Consider the following 25253-nt stretch of genomic DNA (forward strand, 5'->3'; position numbering starts at 1 on the left):
GGCTCAGTAGAGGTAGGCAAATTCGTTGGAGTTCAGCAGCACGAGGCAGACGTCTGCGAGTGCTCGTGTACGGGCATCGACATCGGCGGACTGGAGGTCGGGGACGAAGTCGGCGTAGCCGGGCAGGTTTTCCTGGAAGCTGAATTTCTCGCCGGTGTTTTCCTCCACAGCGTCTCGCTTCACGGTGAGCGGCGGGGATGACTGGGGGAAGGTGAGGCCGGTTTGTTTCTTTTCCATGGCCTGCCAGTGAGCGGTGCAGGCGTTTTTTTCATCTGCGGATGGAGCGCGGCCATAGGTGAGCTGGAAGATGCGGGTGATAGCATCGGGTGTCTTTTCCTTCAGAACGCGGTTTGCGAGTGCGAGTGCGCGGCTGTAGCTGGCCTGGCCATTGAAGAGGCTGAAGACCTGGGGGGTGACGGTGGAGACCTCGCGGGCTTCGCAGGAGAAGTCGGGGGCAGGTTCATTGAAGACCTCCATGAAAGGATCCCGAACGCCGCGAATTTTGAGCGCGTAGAGGCTGCGGCGGTGGCGCTGTGCAGGCAGAGCATTGGGCACCCAGGCGGCGGCAAAGGTGCCCATGACCTGGCGTGGCTGCATGGCCACCTCGATATTGATTTCAGGGCGATTGGGGATGCCGCCGAGCGCGGGGTTGAACTCGCCGGTGATGCTGAGCATGGCATCGCGCAGCTCCTCGGCCATGAGGCGGCGGGGCTTGAAGACAGCGTAGGTTTTTTCAGCCTCTTCGCGAGTGAGGGGTGAAATCTTGTCGGCAGAGCGGGCTGGAGTGCCCGCGCTCCCTTCGAACTTTGCGCTGCGCTGGTAGGTGGCGCTGGTCATGATGATGCGGTGCATCTCTTTGATGGACCAGTTTTTCTCCATCAGCGTTGCGGCCAGCCAGTCGAGCAGGGCAGGGTGCGTGGGCTTTTTGCCGGTGCTGCCGAAGTTGTTCGGATTGCCCGCGATGGCCTGGCCGAAGTGCCAGAGCCAGAGGCGATTGACGATGACGCGGGCGGTGAGCGGATTGTCCTTGCTGGCGATCCAGTTTGCCAGCGCGGTACGGCGGCCGGTGATGGCGTCTGAGAATTCGATGCTGTTGAGAACTGAGAGCACGCCGGGTTTGACGGCCGCGAGTGGAGAGAAGGGATCGCCACCGCTGAGGATGGCGGTCTTTTCCAACTCGCCAGTGGTCATGGGGGACTGCGGCATGCGGATGGGCTGATTGATGCTGGTGACCTGAGGGGTGAGGCCGTCATAGACGCTGAAGGCAAAGGGCTCGTAGCGTTCCAGCTCCCACTTCAGGCGTTCGAGGCCTTTGCGGGCCACGCGCTCGTTGCCGTAATCCTCGGGCTCAAAGCCGACGAGCTTGGGCGGGTATTGATCCTCGGGAACGTTTTGTTTTTGCAGGGCGGCGCGTGCGGTTTCAAAGACGCCGGTGAAGCTGCGGCCCTTCTTCATTTTGCCGCCGCCTGCGATGAAGGCGCTTGCGGATGTCACGGCTTTGTCCCAGGCGCTGCGATCGAGATTCTTTTCGGCATACCATTTTGAAGCATTTGCGAGCATCTTTTCGTCAAGGCGGGCTAGCATGGCCAGGTGCTCGTCGCGGCGTGACTCCAGGTATTTTTTCTCCTCAAAGCCGGTGGTGTTTTCCACGGGCAGGAAGGGGGCCGGGCGCTCGACGAGCTGGGTGGTGCCAAAGCAGGCCTGGATGGCGTAGTAGTCGTGCGTGGGCACGGGGTCGAACTTGTGATCGTGGCAGCGGGCGCACTGCAGCGAGTGGGCGAGGAAGGTCTCGCCGACGCTGTTGGTGACGTCATCGAGGAAGCGCTGGCGGGCGATCTTGGCGACCTCCATGCTGGTGAGCTCCCAGGGGCCCATGCGGAGGAAGCCGGTGGCGATGAGGAGTTCGGAGTTTGCCGGAGAGGGGGCAGGAATGCCCCCGTTACGGGGCAGAGAGTTGCGGGCAAGAGTGCCCGCGCTCCCTTCACTGGCAGGAGTTGTCGCTGGGGCGACTGAATTGCGGGCAGGAGTGCCCGCATCACTTTGCTGCATTTCGTCTCCGGCGATTTGTTCTTTGATGAAGTGGTCGTAGGGCTTGTCGGCATTGAAACTGCGGACGACGTAGTCGCGGTAGCGCCAGGCGTTGCCGCGCTCGTAGTCGTTGGCAAAGCCGCTGCTGTCCGCGTAGCGGGTGACATCGAGCCAGTGACGCGCCATGCGCTCGCCGTAGTGAGGGGAGTCGAGCAGGCGGTTGACTAGATGCTGGACGCTCGATGCTGGATCCTTGCTATAGCTTTGCTCGAAGGCGGCGACTTCCTCGGGAGTGGGAGGGAGTCCGGTGAGGTCGAAGGTGGCGCGGCGGATGAAGGTGCGTGGATCGGCGGCGGGTGCGGGGTCTTTGACAGCGAGGAGGAAGTCGATGGGATGCTGGCCAGCGGGCACGGCGGGCTTTTTCACTGGCTGGTAGGCCCAGAGGCCTTCGGGTTTGTAGCGGCGGCTGGCCCATTCGGGGGAGAGAGCACCAGAGGTTTTCACCACGATGCCATCTTCGGCGCTCCATTTTTCGGCGTTGGCTTTGGCGATGGCGGCACGTTTTGTTTCGTCAGGCCACGGAGCACCTTCAGCGATCCAGATTTTGATCCATCCCAACTGCTCGGCATAGAGCTTGTCGGCTTCCTTGGGGGGCATGGGCTCCCAGTCGTCGGCGTGCTGACGAGTGGAGGCGAGGTAGAGCGGGCTGTCCTCAGGCCTGCCGGGAATGATGGATTTCTTTTCGCTCTCGCCGCCCTTCATGGCGCTCTCCTGCGTGCGCATGTCGTAGCCGCCTTTTATCTTCTTTTCGTCATTGCCGTGGCAGGCGAGGCATTTTTCCTGAAACAGCGGCCAGATGCGGCGCACGAAGAGCGCCTCGGCATCCTCGGCATGGAGAGAAGATGCAGCCAGGAGCAGGCTTATGAAAAAGGTTTGGCGGGTGGTCATTCGGGTTTGCCGTGGTCGTAGAGGTTACGGACTTCAGAAGCCTTTAATGCGGCGCTGTAGATGGCGAATTCGTCGATGGCGCCGTTGAGATTGCGGATGGGGAACTGGTGGCCCTGAGTGGGCAGCCCCCAGTTGCCGATCTCGCAAGGGCCGAATACGATGTCGCGTCCGGGCTGGTGGAGCTTGGAGATTTCGCGTCCGACTTCCTGGCCATCGAAGTACTGGATGACCTCTCCGCTGGTGTTGTCATACGTGACAGCGAGATGGTGCCAGCGGCCGAGGCTGTCGGCAGTGAAGACGGGGCGGCTGAAGTACATCTGGTTGTACTTCGCGCTCTTGGCGGCCTCTGCCGGGCGATACATGATGGAGAACATGAGGCTGCCGTCCTCGTAGATCTGCCAGTGGGGCTCGCCGTTATCGTAGCCGTCGGTGAGGAGGAGAGAGTTGTACTTTTTGTCCACGGAATCGACCTTGACCCAGCAGGCGAGGGTGAGGGCGTGGTAGGTGCCGTCGAGGTTGAGCCGCACGCGGTCGCCGGGGCGCTTGAATTCCAGTGCTTCCTTTTTCTGCCAGCGACCCTGGGTCCAGCTGGCGCCGACCGCGCCACCAGCACGGCTGGGGCGGCGGGGTTCGGTGAAGTTATTGACGAGGCGGTCCCAACGGTCGTCCTCCCAGTGCTTGAAGGTGTAGTAGGCGATGAGGCGCGGGTCTTTGCGCGTTTCGAGCGACCACTGCTGCCATTCATCAAAGCGCTGTGTGTCGCGCTTTTGCACGAGGCCGTGAAGCTCATTGATGGAGAGGAAATCCTTGGGCGAGATGCTGGCGGTTTTGGCTGAGGAAAGGGACATGCCTTGCTTCAGGCTTGCGGAGGTTTGAGCATCGGTGTGGGCGATGACCTCGCCTTCGAAGACATGCACGGCGCTGGTGTTGTCCTTCACATTGAGGGCGAACTCGGTGCCGAGGTCTTCGAGCTTCATGCCGGGGGCGTGCATGAGGAAACCTTTGGCAGCAGGTGGCACATGTACCCGCACGCGACCGCTGAGGCAGCGTGCCTCCCAGGCGGAGAGGATTTCGATCTCGGCAGCGCCTTCGATCAAAGCGGTGGCGCCGCTGTAAAACTCGATCTGGGCGAGGCCCTGGGTGAGCTTGACGGTGCCGGGCTTGAGGGTGTCGCCGCTGCGGAGTGCCGTGGCAAACTTTGCAGCCATGGTCTGGCTGAGCATGGCGACGCCGTTGGAGGTGGCCTCGGTTTCCGCTGGGTGGCGGGGCCAGAAGAGGAAGGCGCAGGCGATGGCTGCGGCGGCTGCGGTGAGAGAGGGCCACCAGCGGCGAGGCGGAGATTTTTTGGGTGTGGCTGTTGGCAGGCGGCCAGTATTGACGGCGGGCTGCAGCAGCAGGCGTGCATGCTGATCGACGAGCTCCAGGTAAAGGCGGCGTGCCTGCCAGTCGGAGCGCAGCAGGGCTTCGAGCTGCGCTTGCTGCTCGGGTGTGATCTCGCCATCGATGGCGGCGTGGATGAGGGATTCGAGATTCATGTGAGGCCCTCGGTGTGAAGCTGACGTGAGACGCACTCGTGAAGGCGCTGGCGCAGCAGCTCGAGATTGCGGAAAAGGGTCCGGCGACTGAGGGAAAAGCGGCTCATCATTTCCTCCGCGCTCTGGCGCTGGGCGTAGCGGCTGGTGACGAGCTCCTGATCCTGCGGGGTTAGCTTTTGCAGGCAGGCATCCAGCAGGCGCAGGCGCTCATCGAGCTGTGGCTCGATGTGGGAGCGCTCGCTGGCGAGGAGGTCCATGACGTCCTCGCTGAAGAGAAGCGGCGAGCGTGAGGATTTCTCGCGGTGCTTCTGCACCTGAAGGTAGGCGAAGCGGTAGGCCCAGGGGAGAAAGGGGCGGGCGGGGTCGTACTCGGCGAATTTGCGATACAGCGCCAGGCTCGTCTCCTGCAGGATGTCGCGGGCATCCGCCTCGCGAGGGACGAGGCTGAAGATATAGCGAAACAACGGCTCCTGATGCTGCGTGAGCAGGAGGACGAGGGTCTCGGTGCTGGATGGAGAATCTGACATGGCCGCTAGGTATTCCCGGTGGGGAGGAGAGGAGTGCCAAAAATTGTACCAGAGGAGCGGCCTACGGAATACACGGAATGCACGGAAATCAGAAGTCAGGGACTGGCTCCGTGTATTCTGTGTATTCCGTAGGTATACAATCGGTTGAGTGAGCGGGTGTTGTTGCGGCGCTGCCGGTTTGTTGCCAGTGTGTCGGAGTTCGCATGAATCTCAAATCTCTCGCCCAGCATCTTGGTATTTCGGCCAGCACGGTTTCGCGTGTGATGGCGGGGCGGGGGGATGAGTTTCGGATCGCGAAGGAGACGCAGAAGCACATTCTGGATGAAGCGGCGGCGATGGGGGTGCGTCCGGATGAGCTAGCGCGGAGCCTGCGTCTGCAAAGCACGCGCACGCTGGGGCTGGTGATTCCGGACATCTCGAATCCGTTCTTTGCTGCGCTGGCGCGGGCGGTGGAGAGGCGTGCACGGGCGCAGGGCTACACGGTGTTGCTGGCTGATTCGCAGGAGTCCGCGGAGGTGGAGGCGGAGTGCATCCGCATGCTGGTGGATCGACGGATTGACGGGCTCATCCTTGCGCCAGTGGGAGGTGAGTCCGCGCACCTGAAACCTCTCATTTCATCCGGGCTGCCGCTGACGCAGGTGGATCGTGTGTTTACCTCGTTGAAGACGGCTGCTGTGGTGGCTGACAATTTTGCCGGAGCGTGTGAGGCTGTGAGGAGGCTGGTGAAGCTGGGGCACAAGCGCATCGCTTGCCTGCAGGGGAGGGAGGACAGCTCGGTTATTGCCGAGCGTGTGCGTGGCTATCGCGCCGGGTTGAGTGAAGCGGGGCTGCGGTTTGAGAAGAGGTTTCTGGCAGGTGGGGAGCATTCGCTGGCCATCGCTCGGGAGCACACGCTGAAGCTGCTGGACGCGCGGCCACGTCCCACGGCGATTCTCGCGCTGAGCAATCAGCTTGCGCTGGGGGCGCTGGAGGCGGTGCGTGAACGAGGGCTGGAGATCCCAAATGATCTCTCGCTGATCGCCTTTGATGAGCAGCCCTGGGCCTCGCTGCTCTCTCCGCCGCTGACAACTCTGGCGCAGCCGGTGGAGGACATGGGCACAGTGGCGGTGGACCGCCTGTGCGAGCTGATCAAGCGAGGCGGAAAGCCATCCCGGAAGGCGCTGACGACGCTGCCGGTGCGGTTGATCGAGCGCGCGTCCATCGGGCCCAAGAAGAAAGATTGACCGAAAGTATTCCTTCTGCACAATCGTTTGCGCAAAGTCGTCTTTTCCAGCCATGAAATGCCTTGTTCCACTTCTTCTCGCCAGCCTGGCGCTCATTTCCTGCAAGCCTGCGGGCGGGCCTGCCAGTTCGACTGCCACAGGAAAACCCAAGGTGGCGCTGGTGATGAAGTCGCTGGCGAATGAGTTTTTCCAAACCATGGCCGAAGGCGCAAAGAAGCACCAGTCGGCGCATGCGGCGGACTACGAGCTGACCGTGAACGGCATCAAGAACGAGACGGATCTCGCTGAGCAGGTGGGGCTGGTGGATCAGATGGTGTCGCAAGGAGTGCAGGCCATCGTGATTGCCCCGGCGGACTCCAAGGCGCTGGTGACGGTCCTGAAGCGCGCGAAGGCGGCGGGCGTGCTCATCATTAACATCGACAACAAGCTGGACGCCGACGCGCTGAAGCAGGCGGGCCTGAGCGTGCCGTTTGTGGGGCCTGACAACCGTGCGGGTGCGAAGGCGGTGGCGGAGGTGCTGGCAAAGAAGCTCAAGGCGGGAGACGAGGTGGCGATCATCGAAGGCGTGACGACGGCCTTCAACGGACAGCAGCGCAAGGCTGGCTTTGAAGATGCGATGAACGCGGGCGGCATGAAGATCGTGACTTCGCAGAGCGGTCAGTGGGAGATGGAGAAGGCGAATGGCATCGCGGCGGGCATCCTGGCGGCGAATTCGAATGTGAAGGCGCTGCTGTGTGCGAATGACAACATGGCGCTGGGCGCTGCGGCTGCGGTGCAGTCGGCGGGCAAGACAGGGCAGGTGCAGATCGTGGGCTTTGACAACATCGCCGCGCTCAAGCCGCTGCTGGCGGATGGTCGCGTGCTGGCGACGTGCGACCAGCATGGAGATCAGCTCGCGGTGTTTGGCATCGAGGCGGCACTGAAGGTTCTGAAGGGCAAGACGACTCCTGCGGATCAGCAGACGCCGGTGGATGTCGTGACGAAGTGATGGATGGGGGGCTAACTTGATGACCACTGAAGACGAATCAGAACTACATCGACTTTGCGACTTGCTGAGAATTGTCGATAAAAGAATCGGCGATGAGCCGCTGCTGAGTGCGGCGGTCAAGAAAGCGGCTTTAGGTTTGTCCATTGCGTTCATCCACGGCTTTCGTGCCAAGGTGGAGGACCTAGCTCAAAATCTCGGTCGCGAACTGAGTGATGCCGACAAGGAGCATCTTAGATCGTGTGGTATTGACCTTGATGCTCCGCTGCCAACCGGAACTCAAAACTAAAAATGCGCCGCTTCACCGACTTCTTCATCCTCATGGGCGTGCTGGCGGCAATGATCGGGTTGTTTGGCATGCTGCGGGAGAGTTTCTTCAGTCTGGGCACGCTGGGGACAGTGGCGAACCGCATCCCTGCGCTGGCGCTGGTGGCCACGGGAATGACGCTGGTGATGGTGACGGGCGGGATCGATCTCTCGGTGGGATCGCTGCTGGGCTTTTGCGGGGCGGTGGCGGGCGTATTGATGGCGGATCTGCACTGGGGGCTGACGCTGGCGATGACGGCCTGCGTGTGCGTGGGAGCCGTGCTGGGCGGCACGACGGGTGCGGTGAGCGTGAAGCTGCGGCTGCCGTCGTTCATTGTTTCGCTGGGCATGCTGGAGATCGCGCGCGGGCTGGCGTTTCTGACCACGAATTCGCAGACGAAGTACATCGGAGCGGACATCGAGACGCTGGGCGCGCCGTTTGGCGGGATGGTGATTTCACCTGCGTTTGTGATCAGCCTGCTGGTGGTGGCGGCGGGGCAGGTGATGCTCTCGCAAATGGCGCTGGGGCGGCACTTGATTGCGATTGGCGCGAACCGTGAGGCGGCGCTGGTTTCCGGGCTGCCGGTGGACCGGCCGCGCATCTTTGCGCATGCGCTGCTGGGGGCGCTGACCGGACTGGCGGCGGTGTTTAACTGTTCGCGTCTGGGCTCGGCGGATCCGAATGCGGGCACGGGTTTTGAGCTGGGGGCCATCGCGGCAGTGGTCGTGGGTGGCACGAGCCTGATGGGTGGACGTGGCTCTGTGGTGAAGAGCTTCATGGGCGTGCTCATCATCGCCACGCTGGAGGCGGGATTGATTCAGGTGGGTGCGACGGAGCCGGTGAAGCGTGTGGTGACCGGGTTGGTCATCGTGGCCGCTGTGCTGGCGGATACCTGGAGAAGGAAATAACAGACATGAGACCACTCGTTTTTTTAATGCTTCTCGGTGCCTCGGCTTTGGCTGAAAAGCCGCGCATCATCTTTGATACGGACATCACCGGAGATGTGGACGACGTGCTGGCGCTGACCATGTGCCACACGCTGGCAGATCGTGGTGCCTGTGAGTTTCTCGGCGTGACGATCTCGAAGGACAATCCGCTCACGGCAAGTTTTGTGGATGCGCAGAACACGTTTTACGGAAGGCCGGACCTGCCGATTGGTGTCACGCGTGATCCGACGGCGCAGAAGCGTGAGAGCAAGTATCTGAAGCTGGCAGATTCGCCGGATTATCCGCACAATTTGAAGAAGAATGAAGATGCACGCGAGGCGGTAGATCTGCTGCGCGAGCTGCTGGCGAAGCAGCCGGACGGGAGTGTTTCGATCATCAGCGTGGGCATTGCCTCGAACATGGCGAACCTGCTGAAATCGAAGGCGGATGCCCATTCGCCGCTGGACGGGCCGGCTTTGATCCGGCAGAAGGTGAAGATGCTGTCGATCATGGCAGGAGCGTTCGCGTTCTGCAACAACACGAACTACCACCTGGAGGCGAACGTGATCAATGGCATCGGCTTCATGCAGACGGTGGCGAATGACTGGCCGGATGAGGTGCCGGTGTACTGGAGCGGGTATGAGATTGGTGAGGCGCTGCCGTTTCCAAGCGATTCAATTGCGTTGGATTTTGGCTACATGCCGCATCATATCGTGAAAGAGGCCTATCTGCTGCACAGCGGGCCTCTGCATCGCCGGCCGTGCTGGGACGAAAGCAGTGTGCTGCAGGCGGTGTTTCCTGAGCGTGGGTTTTTCGGCATCTCTGCTGCGGGTCGTGTGAAAGTGGGCGATGATGGTTTCACGCGAGTTGTGACGCCGGGCCCATCTGTGAAGGTGGCCCGACGTGACCATATTCTCACCCTGACCTCAGTGCAGAAGGCACGCATGCTGGAGGCCATCGTTCAAACCACTGTGCAACCACCCAAGAAATGAAAAAGCTCATCACCCTATTCCTCTGTGCGCTCTGCGGCCTGTCCCAGGCGGCGCCGGTCAAACTCATCTTTGACACCGACATGGGCAACGATGTCGATGACCTGATGGCGCTGGCGATGATCCACAATCTGCAAAAACGCGGTGCGTGCGAACTGCTGGCGGTGACGATCACTAAAGACCATCCGCAGGCGGCGGCGTTTGTGGATGCGGTGAACACGCTTTATGGCTATCCGGACATCCCGATCGGCGTGGTGCGTGATGGAGCGGCAAAGGAGGCTGGGAAGTTCAACCTGCTGGCGGACGAAAAGAACGCTGATGGCAGCCTGCGATATCCGCATGATCTCAAGAGTGGTGCGGATGCGCCGGAGGCGGTGGGCCTGATCAAGGACATCCTGGCCAAGCAGCCGGACGGCAGCGTGGTGATCGCGCAGGTGGGCTTCTTTACCAATCTGTCCCGCCTGCTGGATTCACCGGGCGGGAAAGAATTGGTCGCGAAAAAGGTGAAGGTGCTGAGCATCATGGCGGGCGCGTTTCAGACGGTGCAGTGGGACACGCGGCACCTGGAGTACAACGTGAAGCTGGATGTGCCTGCGGCGCAGAAACTGGCCAAGGAGTGGCCTACCCAGGTGGTGTGGAGCGGGTATGAGATCGGTGTGGCAGCGGCGTTTCCGCATGTGGTGATCGAACAGGATCTCGAATACATCCCGCACCATCCGCTGAAGGAGGCATATTATTTGTACAATCCGCCGCCGCATGACCGCCCGACTTGGGACCCGACATCGGTGCTATATGCGGTGCTGCCGGAGCGTGGCTACTTTGATCTTTCGCCGCCGGGGACAGTCATCGTGGAAGATGATTCGGCCACGCTTTTTCGCGCCAATAAAAAGGGCAAAGGCAATCACCGCTTTCTGGTGATGAGCCCGGAGCAAGCGGCGCGCGTGCGCGAGGCTATCGTGCAGCTCAGTGTGGAACCTCCACCCGCGAAGAAGTGATGGCTACGCAGCGTCCCAGGATTGTCGTCGTCGGCTCGCTGAATGTGGACCACACGCTGCGTGTGCCGCACATTCCCGCGCCGGGAGAAACCCTCGCAGCGAGCAGCATGCTGACATGCTTTGGCGGCAAGGGGGCGAATCAGGCGGTGGCTGCGGCGCGTGCGGGTGGCCTGGTGAGCATGATCGGCTGCGTGGGGCAGGATGATTTTGGTGCGCGCTATATCGAGCATCTGCAGCGTGATGGCATCGATACGGCGGGCGTTTTGCGTTCGCCGCTGCCCACGGGCTCGGCTTTCATTGCAGTGGATGATCTTGGGGAAAACTCCATCGTCGTGAATGCGGGGGCGAATCATGCAATCACGCCGGAGGACATTGACCGGCATGCAGAGCTGATCCGCAGTGCGGATGCGCTGCTGCTGCAACTGGAGTGTCCGCTGGCGGTGGTGCAGCGAGCGGCTGAGATCGCGAGGGATGCGGGTGTGCGGGTGATTTTGAATCCTTCGCCGCTGAGCGCGGAGTATCTGGCTGCGCGGTTTGCGGTGGATGTGCTGATAGTGAATGAAGGGGAGGCGGCGAAGATCACGCCGGGGCGAAATTTAAACGAGGCGATGTGCCGTCATCTAATCATCACGCGTGGCGCGGAGAGCACGTTGAGCATCACGGAGGACGGCGTGACGGAGGTCGCGCCGCCGAAGGTGACGCCGGTGGATACGGTGGGTGCGGGGGATACGTTTGCGGGGGCGTTTGCCGTGGCGAGCAGCGAGGGCAGAGTAGATGCGATTCGCTTTGCGAATGCGGCTGGTGCGCTGGCGACGCTGAAGGCGGGTGCGCAGCCGGCGATTCCAGCGAGGGACGAGATCGAGGGGCTTGTGCAGGGGTGAGTGATGCAGGCACTCTTGCCTGCTGCGGATGTCACGAGACGTTCGAGTTGCAGGCAGGAGTGCCTGAATCACTTCAGTCATTCACGCCAGCATCTGCTTGATCACATGCCCCTCCACATTCGTGAGGCGACGCTGGACGCCGTTGTGCTCGAAGGTGAGGCGTTCGTGGTCGAGGCCGAGGAGGTGGAGAATAGTGGCGTTGAAGTCGTAGAGAGGGTGGATGTCCTTCACGGCTTTCTGGCCGAGTTCATCGCACTCGCCAGTGCTGACGCCGGGCTTGACGCCTGCGCCGGTCATCCAGCAGGTGAAGCCGTCGGGGTTGTGGTCGCGGCCTTTGGCTCCTTTTTGGAAGAAGGGCATGCGGCCGAATTCGGTGCACCAGACGACGAGAGTGTCCTCCAGCAGGCCACGGGCTTTGAGATCGCGGATGAGCGCAGCGGCGGGCTGGTCGAGGATGGAGGCGTGTACATCGTACTGCTCCTTGAGTGCGTTGTGGCCGTCCCAGTTGAGCTTGCCGCCGCTGGCGTAGGCTCCGTTGAAGAGCTGCACAAAGCGCACGCCTTTTTCGATGAGGCGGCGAGCGAGGATGCAATTCTTGGCAAAGGCGGCTTTGTCGGCGTTTTGGGTGTCGTCGGCTCCGTAGAGTTTGAGGATGTGCGCGGGCTCGGTGCTGATGTCGCTGATCTCGGGAACGCTGAGCTGCATGCGCGCAGCGAGCTCGTAGCTGGCGATGCGTGCGGCCAGTTTGCCATCGCCGGGATGGGCGGCGAGGTGGCGGGCATTCATTCGCTGAAGCAGGGAGCGTGCAGCTTGATCGTTGGCTGGGGGGACGCCCGGTGCGGCGAGGTGGCGCACGGGGGCTTTGGAGCTCATCGTGGTGCCTTGAAAGGCTGCGGGGAGAAAGCCGGGGCCCCAGTTGTTGGCACCGTTTTGCGGCACACCGCGTGGATCGGGGATGGCGACGTAGGATGGGAGATCCTGGTTCTCGCTGCCGAGGGCGTAAGTGGTCCAGGCACCGAGGGAAGGGAAGCCGTCGAGATTGAAACCGGTGGAGAGGAAGTTCTCAGCGGGGCCGTGGGTGTTGGACTTGCTGGTGAGCGAGTGGACGAAGGCGATGTCGTCGGTGAGTTCCGCGAGGTGCGGGATCATGTCGCTGACCCATTTGCCGGTCTGGCCGCGCTGACGGAAGGTGTATTGCGGACGTGCGAGATTGCCTGCGGGCCCTTGGAAAGTGACAGCGGGGCCACCGGGCAGGGGTTTGTCGTCCCATTTGATGAGTTCGGGTTTGTAGTCCCAAGTCTCCAACTGACTGACGGCACCTGCGCAGAAGATGACGATGACGTTTTTGGCCTTCGCAGGGAAATGCGGCTGGCGTGGAGCGTAGGGGCGGGCGGGGTCAATGATGGGGCCGTTTGACTGAGCAGCGAGCAGCCCATCGAGGCCGAGGAGGTTGGTCAGCGCGATGGAGCCTAGTGCTGTGGCGCTACTGGAGAGGAAGCGGCGGCGATCCAGAAGCGTGTGGCCTGCGGGGGAGAGATGTTCGACATGGGGAGACATGGCTGGGGCGCGAGGTCAGGGAATGAAGAGTCCGCCTGACACTCTCCACAACGCGGCGAGATTTAACGATGATTCATGGCGAAATGACGAAAAATGCAGGGGGCGGAGCCGCCGAGGTGGAGTGCTGGAATGGCGTGATTCGGAGACTTCTTAGAGAAGCTGAGGTGGCGGCCTGCGTATGAAGTGAGCGCTCCTGCTGATTCATTCGATGAAATTTACCGCCACGCTTGTATTATCTGCTGTGCTCATGGTGCCCGTGATGGCAGCTGATCTGGGGCTGATGCACAACTTTGATGGTGATCTGTCCTTTCGTGGAGTGACGCCGGAAGACTCGGTGGTCAAACTGAAGCAGCTCATCGATGAAGAGGCGAAGCTGCCGGTGAACACGGTGTGCTGGTGCATCGGCGCGGGCTCTGACATTCTCTACTATCCGACCAAAGTCGCGAGCACCTGGGGCTGGAGGAAAACGAAGTATACCGAGGATCCGAAATGGAAGACGCGGATCGAGAAATGCCGCGTGGCCACAGAGGCCGGGCTGGATGCGCCGCGCATCGTTGGCGAGCGGCTGCATGAACTGGGGCTGAAATTTGTGCCTTCATATCGGATGAACGACGGACACTTCACGACGGATCCCCTCGAGTATCCGCTCACAGGCCGGTTCTGGATGGAGAATCAGGATGCAACGATCGGCGCATCTCCAGTGCCGGCCTTTGAGGGGTACAAGCATCTGCTGAACTATGCCCGAGAGTCGGTGCGCGCCTTTCGCCTGGCGGTGATCTTTGAGACGATGGAGCGCTATGCGGACCTGATGGACGGACTTGAGCTGGACTTTAACCGCTTCCAGATTTTTTTCCCGCCGGGTGAGGCGGAAAAAGGCGCGCCGCTGATCACGGAGATGCTGCGGCGGGTGCGTTCACGGCTGGAGGAGCAATCGGCGAAGCAGAAGCGTGCGATGCCGCTGATCGTGAGAGTGCCACCGGCGCTGAAGAACTGCGCGTGGTCTGGCCTGGAGGTGGAGAAGTGGATGCGAGAGCGGCTGGTGGATGTCGTCATTCCAGCGCCGCTGATGACGCTGACGCATGACATGCCAATCGATGAATTTGTGTGCATTGCGAAGCCTGCGGGGGTGCAGATTGTGGGCTCGATTTATGGCAGGGGCGGCTACAACTGGCCGTTTGCCGCGAATCATCAGGCTGCGACTTATGACATGGAGGTGAAGCGTGAGCCGGACGCCGCGCAGATACTTGGCTCCATTCTGAACCAACGCCAGCTAGGTGCGGATGGCGTGCAGATCTTCAACTTCAGCTTTGCATCTGACAGTGCCAGCATGGCCGCTGCGATCAAAGGAGGCATCTGGCGCGAGCCTCCCGGCAGCCGACGCTATCAGGTGACACAGAGCTATTTTCACGATTCGGAGGACAGCTACGAGTATCGCAAGCAACTGCCGTTGGCACTAAGGCCTGGGGTTGTTTCAAAGCTGCGGCTGCTGATTGGCGAGTATTTGGCGAAGGCCGTGCCGAAGCCTGACTATGTCGGGCTGCGTCTCGGTCTGTCCGGCGCGAACAAGACCTTTGCCCCGCTGGCGCTACGAGTGGTGGTGAACGGGCGTGCTTTTCACGAAGGCGATGTGGCCGGTCAGCTTGTTGTCACCACAGGCAAGCGCCATGGGAATGGATCGCACCCGCCGCCGACGGAGGCTTATGTGCAGTGGCCGGTGAGTGACCTGAGCCAGCTGCACGAAGGATGGAATGACATCGAGATCACCCTTTTGCCCGCGAGTCTGGCCCAGCCTTTGCAGCTTGTGGAGCTGGAGGTCGGCGTGGTAGCCCAAACATCCAACTGATTCATGAAGCTCACGATTCTTTTCCTCCTTGCTGTGACGAGCCTGGCTCTGGCTAATGATCCCAAGACGCTGATGACCGAGCGCGGGAAGCTGCTGGCAAGCGAGGATCTCTCCCAGATGCCGACGGACATTTTCAAAGGAGGCGGGCTCGCCAGCATGAGCCACGGCTGGTCGTTCAGACCTGGCCAGTGGGATATTGTGGACGGTGCTCTCCGTGGCTATCAGCTCAAGAAGGACAATCATAGCGCGGCGGCGTTTTTTGCGCTGCCGTGGAAAAATGCGGTGCTGCAGTTTGATGTGAAGATCGACGGCTGCTCGCAGGTGGTCTTTTGTATTGATGATCCGGCGGCAATCAGGGCAGCCACGCCCACACGTCCTGCGCAAAACCGCGTGGAGCATCTGTGCCGCCTCATCATCAATAAAAACGGATTTTCCACGCAGAAGGACGACCACGACCATGACGGACCGGATGTGAACGAGCCATTTGGCGCGGTGAAGAAAGCCATGGCCATGGGGGAGTGGAAGACGGTGCTCATCGAGATTATGGAAGAGGAAATGGTCACCACCATTGACGGCCGAACCATTGCCGGGGCGCATCCGCAGGTGGCGGCTGACAAGGCCTACATCAGTTTTGGAGTCAGCGGCTACTCGAACGGCTTTGACAAAAGCCCGCCGCTCTCCGCTAGCTTTCGAAATTTTCGCCTTTGGGAGGGCGTGCCCGCGAAAGGCTGGCCGGCGATGAAGGCGAAATTAAAGGCGCAGGTCGAATGAAGGATCTGCCGGAGAACCCAAGCGTGACATGAGATTCAAACGTGTGCTGATCACTCTTGGGGGGCTTGCGTTCACGGTGTTCGCAGGACTGCTGGCGGTGCGGCTGGACTGGTTCGAGGAGCAGCCTGTGCGTGGTGAGAGCGCCTTTGTCTTCCGAGATGGTTTTGAAAACGCAGCCACGTTTCTCGAACTTTACCCGAAGGATCTCTCGCGCTGGCATGGGCGGCAGCTCGTGCCAGCGAATAACAGCATCAGTCTCACCATGGAGAAGGCCCATTCGGGAAAACAGTCCATCCAATGCTTTGCCACGGTGAAGCGAAATGACATCACTTCAAAGTCTGACGTTGAACGCGAGCAGTTGCCTTTCACCAAAGGTGATCACGTTTGGTCGGAGGCCTGGTTCTGGCTCAAAAGAGGGCCGAGTTTTGAGCACGTTTTTCTCTGGGACCTTGAGACGAGTCACAAATGGCAGTCGCCAGGGCGCCGGGTGTATTTGCAAAAGGGCGGCGTCATCGCCTCTGATCTGGGCAAGTGGTTCTCCGCGCGCACCTTTCGCCAGCCGCATGATTGCGCCATATCGTTTCCCACGGACCGCTGGGTTCGGCTGCGAGTGCACATGTTTCTGTCAGAGAATTTCGACGGCATCATGGAGATCTGGCAGGACGACACCAAGGTGATCGATGCCCGCGGACAAACGCTTCCCACCGCAAAAGTAGTCTATGACCGCCTCGAAGTTGGCATCACCGCAAACGGCAGCACCGAGCATGAGCACATGCTGTATGTGGACGACGTGACCATTTCCAACCAGAGGTTTTGGTGAGATAGATGCCGCTGCGCCTGGAGGCGAAGAAAAAGAACCTGTCGACTATTCTAACCGCATGAAAACCACCGCATGTATCTGGGCCTTCATCTCATGGCTGCTTGTCGCGCCTGGATCCACGTTCTGTGCTTCTGCTGACGAAGAACTGGAGACGGCACTGAACGCGGCGAAATGGCGGAGCGCTTTGCGGCTGGATCTTCAGCGTCCGATAGATCCCAGGCTGGCCAGAATTGAGGGTGGGGACATCCTGCGTTGCGGGTTGTTTGGTGGGAAGACACATCTGGTTCATGACGCGGCGGAGGTGCGACGGATCTCCGGCAGGCTGGCTCCGGGAGACCGGCTCGTGCTCGCGGCGGGAGAGTGGAAAGACCAGTCGTTTGTATTTGAAGGGCACGGCACCATGGAGGCTCCTCTTTTGATCTGTCCGGAGATGCCTGGTGGGGTGGTTTTCAGCGGTGGCTCCAGTGTGCGTTTTCATGGGGAGCATCTCATCGTGCACGACCTGGCCTTTCATGGCATCACAGTCACGAGAAACAACACCACTGTTTTCGCGGCAGGGAATGGGGAGCAGAAACCGGCTAACCAGTGCATTTTTCATCGCATCCGCATCGAGGACTGCGGTTCTGCTGATCCCGCTGAGTGCTCGAAGATCCATGTCTGGCTCATGGCTTTGCGCGGCAGTGATAACACGGTGGCCAACTGCGTCTTTGAAAACTTTCGCAACATTGGCCAGATGCTTGGGGCGGCTGAGCTGCCAGCGCAGGGGCTGCAGCGGCTGCATATTCTCAACAACCGCTTTGCCAGCCGTCCGCATCTCGACAACCAAAACGGCTACGAGATCATCCAGATCGGGTGGAGCGGGGTGCGTGCGGCTTCCACGGGGGCGCTCATTCAGGGCAATATCTTTGAGAAGTGCGATGGCGAGAATGAATTGATCACCCTGAAGGCGTCCGACATCGTGGTGCGCGGGAACCGCTTCCTCGGCAGCCAGGGGGTGCTCTGCCTGCGCACTGCTCGACGTGTTCTGGTGCAGGGCAATGTCTTCGACGGACAGGGGCGGGAAAACACTGGCGGTGTGCGTTTGCAGGGCGACGACCACATCATCATTGGCAACACCTTCCGCAATCTTGGGAAGCCTGCAGACTATTATGGCTGGCCTGTCTCCCTGATGGCAGCGGATGTGGAAACTTTTGGTGAAAGCGATGAACTGGGAGGCTATGGCCGTGCGAAAAACATTCTCATCGTGAGCAATCTTTTTGAGCACTGTGACAAGCGCATAGCCGCAGGCATCTATGCCCGCCCGGAATACCCGCTGCTGCCACAGAATGTGCAGGTGCAGGGCAATGTTTTCTCCGGCATGAAGACGGGCAGCTGTTTTGATTATGTCGCCCCCGATCCTGCAGGAGTGTTGCCGAACGAATTGCGGGAAGTGGAGAATCAGAATCTGCCCTGAGCACCGGACTCCAGCTAGGGTATGAAGAGAAACTCGTTGCTGTTGAAGAGGGCGCGGCAGAGGGCGGGGAGGCCGTGGTCGCGGACGAGGGGCAGGGTGTCGGCGAGTTCTTCGGGAGTGGGGGCTCGGCTGAGGGCGAGGCGGTAGGCGTGGGTGATTTGATGGGCGAGATCGGGGCCGGCTTCCTTTTTCACGCGATCGGCGAAGGCGGTGCTTTGCAGGATGGTGAAGCGGCTGTTGAAGAGGTTGAGGGCCTGGATGGGCGTGGTGCTTTCGATGCGGCGGGCGGTGCTCTGGCCGGCGTCGGGACAGTCGAAGGCGCCGAAGACGGTTTCGGGCTCGCGGCGCACTTTGTGCGCGTAGATCATGCGGCGCTCGTTTTCGGGGGTGAAGGTCTCGATGGGATCAAAGCCGCTGAGGCCGCCACGCTGGTCGAAGAGATTGAAGCCACGGCCATGCATTTTCAGGTTCAGGCGACCGCTCACGGCGAGCATGGAGTCGCGGATGGATTCGGCTTCGAGGCGGCGGGAGGGGAAGCGCCAGAGGTAGCGTGCTTCGGAGTCGGTGGTGCTTGCGGAGGTAGATAGGGAGACAATCAGATGGGGAGACAAGGAGACTGCTGAAGCGGAGCTTTTCTCCGTGTCTGATTGTCTCATGGTCTGATTGTCTTCAGCGATCTGCGAAGACTGCCCGTAGGTCTCCGACAGCACAATCAGCCGGTGCATGTGCTTCACGCTCCAGCCGCTGCGGATGAACTCGGCGGCGAGGTAGTCGAGGAGTTCGGGGTGGGTGGGTTTCATGCCCATGTGGCCGAAGTCGCTGGCGGTCTGCACGAGGCCGGTGCCGAAGTGGCCCTGCCAGATGCGGTTGACCATGACGCGGGCGGTGAGCGGGTTTTGCTGGCTGGCGATCCAGTCGGCGAGGGCGCGGCGGCGCTGCTGCTCGGCGCTTTCTTTGGGCAGCTTCAAAGAGCCGAGTGAGCTAAGCACGGCGGGAGTCACCGATTCCTTGGGCTGCTCGGGATCGCCGCGATTGAGAAGGTGGATGTCGTCCGGGGTGCGGAAGGTGCCGGCGAATGCCTTCTGCGCGTTTTGTGCCTGGGTGATTTTGGATTCAGCGGCGGCTTTTTCCTGGATCAGCGGTTTGGCGCGTTTGGTTTCTTCGGCGGTGAGGCCGTTTAGCGTGGGCTTGGTTTTCTTGGTCTGATTTTTGGGATCAAACTTCTGGCGGTCGCTGGCGTCTGCCACGATGTGCCAGGTGCCGGTGGCATCGCATGCTTCGATCTGGTAGTCGGTGGCGAGGCGGTCGGTGAACTTGCCTTCGCGGTCGCGGCCCCAGACGACGCGCTCGATGGTTTGCTCCTGGCGGAACTCCAGCTCCACCCAACCCTGGCCGATCTTGTTGGAGAGCCAGCTTCTTGAGTTGCCGTAGCGGCCGTCGTTGAGGAAGCGCAGCTCGTGGCGCTCCGCCACGCCGATGTCGCCGGAGGATTTGCGCTGGGTGCCGGTGGTGGCGAGGGCGACGTTTTCGCCGGCGGTGTTGAAGACTTCCAGCTCGTCAATGCAGGGCTCCAGATTGGTGGTGGCCTTGATGGTGAAGCGCACACGTTTTGTTTTCACCGGAGGAAAGCGGTCGGCGTTTTCGCGGGCGTTGATCATGGGGCGCTCGGTCCCGGATTTGGCGAGAGGCACGAAGCGGGCGAGTTCTTTGTCGATCTCTGCGAGGCGTGCCTTGAGCTTCTTTTCCTCCGCACGCGCGGCCTCGGCCTCGGGAGTGTGCAGGTCGCGGTCGGCGTATTCGACACCGGCCACGAAGGCCTGCATGGCGTAGTAATCTTTGGAGGTGATGGGATCGAATTTGTGATCGTGGCAGCGGGCGCAGCCGATGCTGAGGCCGAGGAAGGTCTGGCCGATGTTGACCACGATCTCGTCGATGGAGTCCTGGCGGGCGAGGCGCTTGGAGGCATCGTCTTTGCCGATCTGTCCTGGCAGCAGGACGGAGGCGGTGACGAGGAAGCCGGTGGCGGCATCCTGGCCCATGGCATCGCCCACGATCTGCTCCTTGATGAAGCGGTCGTAGGGCGTGTCTTTGTTGAAGGAGCGGATGACGTAGTCACGGTAGGGCCAGGCATTGGGGCGCTCGGTGTTCACCTCAAAGCCATGAGTGTCAGCGTAGCGCACCACGTCGAGCCAGTGCTGGGCCCAATGCTCGCCGTAGCGTTGGCTTTGGAGTAGGCGGTCAACCAGATGCTGGATGCTGGATGCTCGATCCTGGATGAACTCTTTTTCGAAGGCGGTGGTTTCTTCGGGGGTGGGCGGCAGGCCGGTGAGATCGAAGGTGATGCGGCGGATGAGTGAGACGGGATCGGCGGGCGCGGAGCGGTGCAGATGCTTTTCGGCGAGCTTAGCGTCGATGAATTGATCGATGCTTTGTGCAGAACTTGAAACTTGGAGCGGTTTGAAACTCCAGTGATCGAGACGGTTTTCGAGTTTGGCGAGGTCGATGCCGTCGGGCCATGGGGCGCCTTCGTTGATCCAGGTGGTGAGAGTGGCGATGTCGTTGGTTGAGAGTTTGCCCTTCGGCGGCATGAGCTCGTCTTCGTCGTCGGTGGTAATGAAGTGGATGAGGGGGCTGTCCTTGGACTTGCCGGAGATGATGTCGGGGGCGTGCTTGTCGCCGCCTTTGAAGGCTTCGGATTTGATGTCGAGGCGCAGGCCGGACTTCTGCTTTTTTTCGCCATGGCAGCTGTAGCAGTGCTGCTGGAAAATGGGGCGCACGTCGCGCACGAAATCGACGGCGGCGGCGAGAGCGGAGGAGGCGAGCAGGAATGAGAGGGCGAGCTTCATCAGCGGTAGGGATTGCCAGCGGCGTGCAGGGCGTGGATTTCGGCGTCGCTCATGGCGCGGCCCAGCAGGAGCAGCTCGTCCACACGGCCGCTGAGCTTGCGATCCTGCTGGTTCCAGTTGCCGATCTGTGCGGGGCCCAGGCGTGCGGGCGGCGCGGTCTGCAGGCGGGTCTCGCTGTCGAACTGGCCATTGAGATAAAAGCGCGCTGTTTTCTGCGCGGAGTCATAGACGGCGGCCAGATGCACCCAGCGGCCCTGCTCCGGCAGCACGGGGGTGCGTGAGTCGGGGTGGCCCTGGCGTTCGACGGAGCCGGGGGCGAGGACATTGCCGATGAGCGCGAGGCGCATGGTGGTGTCCCGGTTGATGATCCAGTGCACCTGGCCGGGGTTGTTCTGGCTCCAGCCATCCGTGTGCAGCAGGGACTGGTAGGGCGCGCCGAGGCGGTCAATGCGCACCCACGCGGCGAGCGTGAGCTGCGGCCAGTCACGGCCACCGCCGACATCGAGCTTCAAATGATCGCCCACATTCACAAACTCCGGCGCGTGAGAGCCCGGCCAGCGGCCCTGCACTTTGCGATACACGCCGGGCAGTTCTTCGGCGGATTCAAAGTCGAGCAGCGCGATGAGCGCGGGATCTTTGCGTAAAGCAGCGAGCGCGCCCTCGGCCTGGGCACGCTGACCGGCGGCCAGGCCTGCGGTGAGGCCGGGCATTTCATCGGGCTGGATGAAGGCGGCGGAGCGCAGCTCGCGTGCGGTGCTGGCACCTGCGGCAAAGGTCACCGCATCGCCACCGCGCAGGCTCTGCTTGTCATGTGCGCCGGAGGCTTTGGCGATGACCTCGCCTTGAAACACGTGCACCTCCGCCGCGCCGCTGGTGGGCACGTCCACACCGAAGCGGGTGCCGAGATCCACCGCGTCTCCGGAAGGTGTGATGACGGTGAAGCCCTTGGCCGTGGGCGGCACATCGGCTGCCAGCCGCCCGCGCTTCATGTGCAGGCGTTGTGCAGACTCAAAGCGGAACTCCGCCGGGGCCTCGATGACGATGCGTGCGCCGCGTGCGGTGATGAGGGAGACACTGCCTGCGCGGATGTCGTGAGTCTCGCCGCGCAGGGCTGCGCCATCGGTCAGTTCCTGCACCCCTGCGGCTTTGGAAACGGTGGCATAGATGGTGTGGGCATGCTGCCAGTACCAAGCACCTAGCAGCATGGCGATGCATGCAGCGGCAGCGGTGATCCAGCGTGGCGAAGAGGTGAGCCAGCGCGCAGGCTTTGGCTGCGCCGCCTTGGGGGTGGAGGTCCAATCCGCAGCCAGCGCTGCGAGGGCGGAGTCCACGTTGAGCAGTTCGGCGAATTCGCGGCGGGCTTCCGCGTCTGCCAGCAGCATGGCATTGAGCTGCTGCATCTGCGGCGGCGTGATGCTGCCGCTGAGGTAGGCGGCCATCAGCTCTGCTTTCATGAGGCGGCCTCCTCTGCCAAAACGCGGCGGATGCACTCCAGCAGCTTCTGCCGCATGCGGTGCAGCCACTGGTAAAAGCCGGGCACGCTGCGCCCGCTGTTTTGCGCAACTTCCTGGATGCTGGACTCGGGCTGGTAGGCCTGCATGAGGAGTCCGCGTTGGTCTGCGGGCACTTTTTGCATGCAGTGCTCCAAGGCCTCGCGCTGGCGCTCCAGCACAGGCTCCAGGGCGGTGGTTTCCTCGGCGATCTTGGAGACGACTTCCTCATCCAGCACGAGGCGGTCACGACCGCGATCTCTCAGCCAGGCCAGGACCTCGTAGCGTGCCACGCCGAAAGCCCAGGGCTTGAAGTCTGCGCCTTCAGCCAGGGAGTCAAATTTCTCCCACAGGACGACGCTGATCTCCTGCATGATGTCGTCCGCATCCGCCCGTGCGGGCACCAGCCGACGCACATGGGCGCGGATGGCGGGCTCGTGCGCTGTGAAGCTGCGCAGGAAGCGGCGGTGGCGTTCGTGGTCGGTGGGAGGCATGCGAGTTCATTCTCTTATCTCCGCCTGGAGGCTGCTTTTTACGCGGGAACGCGATTTTTTGTCTTCGGCGGGGCATCGCCGCTGCTCTGAGTCAGAAGTTAAGTTCCTGACTGACGAGATTCACTTGGGGACTGTTAGCTGAAGAATGTGTTTTTAGAACTCACCGCTTCTGATTCACTTTTGATTAATCATGCAGTGTATAAATTTCAAAAATATTGATAATTTTGGCTGCTTTGATAGCCTGATGTTAATAATTTTTTACTTCCAGGAAGGTCAGGAGGGGCTTATTATCAAATAACTAAGTCATCCGGTTTCAATCTGCCACCTCCTGCGCATGCCGCCCACTGTCCTCCAAGAAAGCCATACCGTTCGCAAGAACGACTTTGCGCCGTTGATCGAGTGTGATGATCTGCTGCGCGAGCTTATCGCCTGCGGTGGCCCCATGCCGAGCGATTATGCACACATGAACCGTGCGCTGAGGCGGCTTGGTGATGCGGTAAAGGCTGGAGTGATCGCTCGGGAAGACGTGATCGCCTACTCTCACGACATCACCAGCCGACATCTGGAGGGCACCATGCAAGCCCGGGCGCTGGGCAAGAAATACGGCTACAGCGGTGATTTTGAGATTATTGAGGCCATTTACACCATGCAGATCGCGCAGGAGCCGCATCTGCGGCGCTGGGATCTCTACTTCCACTCCCAGGCGGCACCGAATGCCGTGCGCAACCGCAAGGCCTACTTTCACCAGCTGCTCAATTCCCACTCTGCTGGGCGCGCCCGGACGCCCCTGAATGTGCTGAATGTGGCCAGCGGCCCTGCCCGGGATGTGCGTGAGTGGGTGCTGGACAATCCCGAGTGCGAGGTGTTCTTCGACTGCGTGGACGCCGAGGCGCATGCCATCGAGCGTGCGCGGAAGCTGTGCGCTCCATTTGGAAAGAGGGTGGAGTTTTACCATCGCAACGTGCTGCGCTTTCTGCCCACCAAGGGGTATGAGCTGGTGTGGTCGGCCGGCTTGTTCGACTACCTCACGGATCGCACCTTTGTCTTTCTGCTCAAGGCGCTCATGGCCGTGACCAAGCGCGGCGGGGAAGTGGTGGTGGGGAATTTCTCCGACTACAACCCCAGCCGCGACTACATGGAGCTGCTGGGAGACTGGGTGCTGCACCACCGTACGAGCGATCAACTCCGCGCCCTGGCCTTGGAGGCCGGAGCACCTGCCGACTCGATCGAGGTGATGTGGGAACCGGAGGGGGTGAATCTGTTTTTGCACATCCGAAGGTAGGGAGCTGGTTTTGCGTGAAGCCATGGCAGCAAAATGCATGGGGGAATGATGCCGCCTTTTTTCCTTAAACACTGATGCAACTGCACTCGGATGCGCTTGCATGCCTCCACATGCCATGGCCTGCAGGCTCCCTGAGTGGTGAAAACGGAAGTGATGCCTGATGCCGCGCCTAAGCACGGCATCACGGCATCAAAGCCTGCGGAGGGGGCGCAGGCACTGCTGCTTCCCATGTTTGGCAACGAGAGCAGGTCTGCGGCATAGAATGGCGCTGGTGAAGAAGTGATGAGCCTTGCCCCTCCAAGGGGGGAAATATTTGTGCCTATGAATCTCTCAATGAATGCATGCTGCCATGTGCGCGTGGCATGTCCGGCATTGATTGCATGCGGCTGTGGCCAGCTGCTTCTCTGGCGCGTGTTCACGGCAGCAAATGGAGCTGCTAAATGCTGCCACACCCGGCGAGGGTTGCTGAAAACTTTTTTCACATCAATGCCATGAAATGCTTTTTGATACCATTCAATGCACAGGTGAGAGGCTGTGGCTGAAGAAATGATGCCGTGATGCCGTGCTTAGGCGTGGTATCAGGCATCAAATTCAGCGAACCGTGATTCAGGACACCTGCGGGGGGCTTGCACCGATGTGATGTCTGAGCGGGAAGGTGGAATCTGTTTCTGCCCAGCGGGTGCTACATGAGTGGCACCCACTCTCCCGAGCTCCACTCCAGATACTCCATGCCGCGAAACTGCTTCTTGTAGTCATACACGCTGGGTTCGCGGGTGGCGTAGCCGGGGTAAAGCCAGCGGAGGCCTGAAGTCTGGCAGTGCTGGATTTCCAGCAGCAGGGTGTAGATGCCGAGGCTTCGTTTGGAGCATTCGGGTTCAAAAAGGCCGTAGATGCTGGAGGCGGCCTGCTGGCCGACATCGAAGAAGCTGGCGGCGATGAGCCGTGGGCCGTCGAAGACGCGGATCATGCGGCACTCGCAGGGGCCGTGGGAGGGATCGGGGCCGAGAAAGGTTTCGAGGGTGTCGGGGATGTTGTGGGTGAAGCGCTGCTTGTGGCGCTGGAAGAGGGCGCGCAGGTCGGAGTCGATGGCGGCGGGGGCGATCTCGCTGCGCAGGCCGGTGTTTTTGTTGAGCACGCGGCGCTGGCTTTTGGTGAAGGTGCAGGCTGCGAGATCGATGCGCAGCGGGGTGATGGTCTGCAGCCCGCCCTCCGGGGCCGGCTGGGTGCTGTAGCGGAAGAAGTACCGGCCAAAATGACGCCACCCTGCCGCCCACACCTGGTCCATGACCTCGGGAGGCACGGAATCGCAGATGAATGCATCGTTGAGGACGGGCGTCATAGATAGGGCTTAAT

General features: G+C 61.0%; 20 protein-coding genes. 12 read left to right on the forward strand and 8 right to left on the reverse strand.

The window, feature by feature from the left end; translation table 11 throughout:
• Positions 1-3 precede the first annotated feature (3 nt).
• The 3 genes from HNQ65_RS15080 to HNQ65_RS15090 are packed head-to-tail and all read right to left on the reverse strand — an operon-like array spanning position 4 to position 5038.
• The gene (locus HNQ65_RS15080; RefSeq protein WP_184340404.1) at positions 4-2976 is read right to left on the reverse strand and encodes a PSD1 and planctomycete cytochrome C domain-containing protein; all 2973 of its coding nucleotides are present in this window, start codon (positions 2974-2976) and stop codon (positions 4-6) included.
• Positions 2973-4511 (reverse strand): LamG-like jellyroll fold domain-containing protein, encoded by a 1539-nt coding sequence (locus HNQ65_RS15085; protein WP_184340405.1) that lies wholly within the window; start codon positions 4509-4511, stop codon positions 2973-2975. The genes HNQ65_RS15080 and HNQ65_RS15085 overlap by 4 nt, the downstream gene beginning before the upstream one ends.
• A complete protein-coding gene (locus HNQ65_RS15090) occupies positions 4508-5038 on the reverse strand; it encodes a sigma-70 family RNA polymerase sigma factor (protein ID WP_184340406.1) in 531 nt (176 codons plus the stop codon). Before HNQ65_RS15090 ends, HNQ65_RS15085 begins: the two co-directional genes overlap by 4 nt.
• 203 nt (positions 5039-5241) lie before the next feature.
• Between HNQ65_RS15090 and HNQ65_RS15095 the strand changes: the two genes are divergently transcribed.
• The 7 genes from HNQ65_RS15095 to HNQ65_RS15125 are packed head-to-tail and all read left to right on the forward strand — an operon-like array spanning position 5242 to position 11344.
• Complete coding sequence (locus HNQ65_RS15095; protein ID WP_184340407.1) at positions 5242-6261, forward strand: LacI family DNA-binding transcriptional regulator; 1020 nt, start codon at positions 5242-5244, stop codon at positions 6259-6261.
• A gap of 52 nt (positions 6262-6313) precedes the next feature.
• Positions 6314-7249, forward strand: a complete 936-nt coding sequence (locus tag HNQ65_RS15100) for a sugar ABC transporter substrate-binding protein (RefSeq protein ID WP_184340408.1) — start codon at positions 6314-6316, stop codon at positions 7247-7249.
• Between the two features lie 19 nt (positions 7250-7268).
• Positions 7269-7535 (forward strand): hypothetical protein, encoded by a 267-nt coding sequence (locus tag HNQ65_RS15105; RefSeq protein WP_184340409.1) that lies wholly within the window; start codon positions 7269-7271, stop codon positions 7533-7535.
• Positions 7536-7537: 2 nt separating this feature from the next.
• Positions 7538-8461, forward strand: coding sequence for an ABC transporter permease (locus HNQ65_RS15110; RefSeq protein WP_184340410.1), 924 nt, complete (start codon positions 7538-7540; stop codon positions 8459-8461).
• A gap of 5 nt (positions 8462-8466) precedes the next feature.
• Entirely contained in the window at positions 8467-9471 is a 1005-nt protein-coding gene (locus HNQ65_RS15115) for a nucleoside hydrolase (protein WP_184340411.1), read from the forward strand.
• The gene (locus HNQ65_RS15120; RefSeq protein WP_184340412.1) at positions 9468-10463 is read left to right on the forward strand and encodes a nucleoside hydrolase; all 996 of its coding nucleotides are present in this window, start codon (positions 9468-9470) and stop codon (positions 10461-10463) included. The genes HNQ65_RS15115 and HNQ65_RS15120 overlap by 4 nt, the downstream gene beginning before the upstream one ends.
• Positions 10463-11344: a ribokinase gene (locus tag HNQ65_RS15125; protein WP_184340413.1), complete on the forward strand. Its 882-nt coding sequence runs from the start codon at positions 10463-10465 to the stop codon at positions 11342-11344. The genes HNQ65_RS15120 and HNQ65_RS15125 overlap by 1 nt, the downstream gene beginning before the upstream one ends.
• 81 nt (positions 11345-11425) lie before the next feature.
• Here HNQ65_RS15125 and HNQ65_RS15130 read toward each other — a convergent pair whose 3' ends face one another.
• Positions 11426-12901, reverse strand: coding sequence for a DUF1501 domain-containing protein (locus HNQ65_RS15130; RefSeq protein ID WP_184340414.1), 1476 nt, complete (start codon positions 12899-12901; stop codon positions 11426-11428).
• Positions 12902-13109: 208 nt separating this feature from the next.
• Here HNQ65_RS15130 and HNQ65_RS15135 point away from each other — a divergent pair, with 208 nt between their 5' ends.
• The 4 genes from HNQ65_RS15135 to HNQ65_RS15150 are packed head-to-tail and all read left to right on the forward strand — an operon-like array spanning position 13110 to position 17788.
• Positions 13110-14744 (forward strand): hypothetical protein, encoded by a 1635-nt coding sequence (locus tag HNQ65_RS15135; protein ID WP_184340415.1) that lies wholly within the window; start codon positions 13110-13112, stop codon positions 14742-14744.
• Between the two features lie 3 nt (positions 14745-14747).
• The gene (locus HNQ65_RS15140) at positions 14748-15515 is read left to right on the forward strand and encodes a hypothetical protein (protein ID WP_184340416.1); all 768 of its coding nucleotides are present in this window, start codon (positions 14748-14750) and stop codon (positions 15513-15515) included.
• Positions 15516-15543: 28 nt separating this feature from the next.
• The gene (locus HNQ65_RS15145) at positions 15544-16335 is read left to right on the forward strand and encodes a heparin lyase I family protein (RefSeq protein WP_184340417.1); all 792 of its coding nucleotides are present in this window, start codon (positions 15544-15546) and stop codon (positions 16333-16335) included.
• Between the two features lie 58 nt (positions 16336-16393).
• Positions 16394-17788: a polysaccharide lyase 6 family protein gene (locus tag HNQ65_RS15150; RefSeq protein ID WP_184340418.1), complete on the forward strand. Its 1395-nt coding sequence runs from the start codon at positions 16394-16396 to the stop codon at positions 17786-17788.
• Positions 17789-17802: 14 nt separating this feature from the next.
• On the opposite strand, the gene HNQ65_RS15155 is transcribed toward HNQ65_RS15150, so the two are convergent.
• The 3 genes from HNQ65_RS15155 to HNQ65_RS15165 are packed head-to-tail and all read right to left on the reverse strand — an operon-like array spanning position 17803 to position 22618.
• The gene (locus tag HNQ65_RS15155; RefSeq protein WP_184340419.1) at positions 17803-20634 is read right to left on the reverse strand and encodes a PSD1 and planctomycete cytochrome C domain-containing protein; all 2832 of its coding nucleotides are present in this window, start codon (positions 20632-20634) and stop codon (positions 17803-17805) included.
• On the reverse strand, positions 20634-22088 hold the full coding sequence (locus HNQ65_RS15160) for a LamG-like jellyroll fold domain-containing protein (RefSeq protein ID WP_184340420.1): 1455 nt from the start codon (positions 22086-22088) through the stop codon (positions 20634-20636). The genes HNQ65_RS15155 and HNQ65_RS15160 overlap by 1 nt, the downstream gene beginning before the upstream one ends.
• Positions 22085-22618, reverse strand: a complete 534-nt coding sequence (locus HNQ65_RS15165) for a sigma-70 family RNA polymerase sigma factor (protein WP_184340421.1) — start codon at positions 22616-22618, stop codon at positions 22085-22087. The genes HNQ65_RS15160 and HNQ65_RS15165 overlap by 4 nt, the downstream gene beginning before the upstream one ends.
• A 334-nt stretch (positions 22619-22952) precedes the next feature.
• On the opposite strand from HNQ65_RS15165, the gene HNQ65_RS15170 reads away from it, so the two are divergent.
• Positions 22953-23900 (forward strand): class I SAM-dependent methyltransferase, encoded by a 948-nt coding sequence (locus HNQ65_RS15170; RefSeq protein ID WP_184340422.1) that lies wholly within the window; start codon positions 22953-22955, stop codon positions 23898-23900.
• A 682-nt stretch (positions 23901-24582) separates the two neighbouring features.
• On the opposite strand, the gene HNQ65_RS15175 is transcribed toward HNQ65_RS15170, so the two are convergent.
• Positions 24583-25239 (reverse strand): GNAT family N-acetyltransferase, encoded by a 657-nt coding sequence (locus HNQ65_RS15175; protein ID WP_221306176.1) that lies wholly within the window; start codon positions 25237-25239, stop codon positions 24583-24585.
• Positions 25240-25253 lie beyond the last annotated feature (14 nt).

It is taken from the genome of Prosthecobacter vanneervenii (genome assembly GCF_014203095.1).
In the GTDB taxonomy this organism is placed as follows: domain Bacteria; phylum Verrucomicrobiota; class Verrucomicrobiia; order Verrucomicrobiales; family Verrucomicrobiaceae; genus Prosthecobacter; species Prosthecobacter vanneervenii.

What these genes read in the sequence shown, in the direction of transcription:
- HNQ65_RS15080 (WP_184340404.1), bottom strand. Translation starts at nt 2,976, where the DNA reads ATGACCACCCGCCAAACCTTTTTCATAAGCCTGCTCCTGGCTGCATCT.
- HNQ65_RS15085 (WP_184340405.1), bottom strand. Translation starts at nt 4,511, where the DNA reads ATGAATCTCGAATCCCTCATCCACGCCGCCATCGATGGCGAGATCACA.
- HNQ65_RS15090 (WP_184340406.1), bottom strand. Translation starts at nt 5,038, where the DNA reads ATGTCAGATTCTCCATCCAGCACCGAGACCCTCGTCCTCCTGCTCACG.
- HNQ65_RS15095 (WP_184340407.1), top strand. Translation starts at nt 5,242, where the DNA reads ATGAATCTCAAATCTCTCGCCCAGCATCTTGGTATTTCGGCCAGCACG.
- HNQ65_RS15100 (WP_184340408.1), top strand. Translation starts at nt 6,314, where the DNA reads ATGAAATGCCTTGTTCCACTTCTTCTCGCCAGCCTGGCGCTCATTTCC.
- HNQ65_RS15105 (WP_184340409.1), top strand. Translation starts at nt 7,269, where the DNA reads ATGACCACTGAAGACGAATCAGAACTACATCGACTTTGCGACTTGCTG.
- HNQ65_RS15110 (WP_184340410.1), top strand. Translation starts at nt 7,538, where the DNA reads ATGCGCCGCTTCACCGACTTCTTCATCCTCATGGGCGTGCTGGCGGCA.
- HNQ65_RS15115 (WP_184340411.1), top strand. Translation starts at nt 8,467, where the DNA reads ATGAGACCACTCGTTTTTTTAATGCTTCTCGGTGCCTCGGCTTTGGCT.
- HNQ65_RS15120 (WP_184340412.1), top strand. Translation starts at nt 9,468, where the DNA reads ATGAAAAAGCTCATCACCCTATTCCTCTGTGCGCTCTGCGGCCTGTCC.
- HNQ65_RS15125 (WP_184340413.1), top strand. Translation starts at nt 10,463, where the DNA reads ATGGCTACGCAGCGTCCCAGGATTGTCGTCGTCGGCTCGCTGAATGTG.
- HNQ65_RS15130 (WP_184340414.1), bottom strand. Translation starts at nt 12,901, where the DNA reads ATGTCTCCCCATGTCGAACATCTCTCCCCCGCAGGCCACACGCTTCTG.
- HNQ65_RS15135 (WP_184340415.1), top strand. Translation starts at nt 13,110, where the DNA reads ATGAAATTTACCGCCACGCTTGTATTATCTGCTGTGCTCATGGTGCCC.
- HNQ65_RS15140 (WP_184340416.1), top strand. Translation starts at nt 14,748, where the DNA reads ATGAAGCTCACGATTCTTTTCCTCCTTGCTGTGACGAGCCTGGCTCTG.
- HNQ65_RS15145 (WP_184340417.1), top strand. Translation starts at nt 15,544, where the DNA reads ATGAGATTCAAACGTGTGCTGATCACTCTTGGGGGGCTTGCGTTCACG.
- HNQ65_RS15150 (WP_184340418.1), top strand. Translation starts at nt 16,394, where the DNA reads ATGAAAACCACCGCATGTATCTGGGCCTTCATCTCATGGCTGCTTGTC.
- HNQ65_RS15155 (WP_184340419.1), bottom strand. Translation starts at nt 20,634, where the DNA reads ATGAAGCTCGCCCTCTCATTCCTGCTCGCCTCCTCCGCTCTCGCCGCC.
- HNQ65_RS15160 (WP_184340420.1), bottom strand. Translation starts at nt 22,088, where the DNA reads ATGAAAGCAGAGCTGATGGCCGCCTACCTCAGCGGCAGCATCACGCCG.
- HNQ65_RS15165 (WP_184340421.1), bottom strand. Translation starts at nt 22,618, where the DNA reads ATGCCTCCCACCGACCACGAACGCCACCGCCGCTTCCTGCGCAGCTTC.
- HNQ65_RS15170 (WP_184340422.1), top strand. Translation starts at nt 22,953, where the DNA reads ATGCCGCCCACTGTCCTCCAAGAAAGCCATACCGTTCGCAAGAACGAC.
- HNQ65_RS15175 (WP_221306176.1), bottom strand. Translation starts at nt 25,239, where the DNA reads ATGACGCCCGTCCTCAACGATGCATTCATCTGCGATTCCGTGCCTCCC.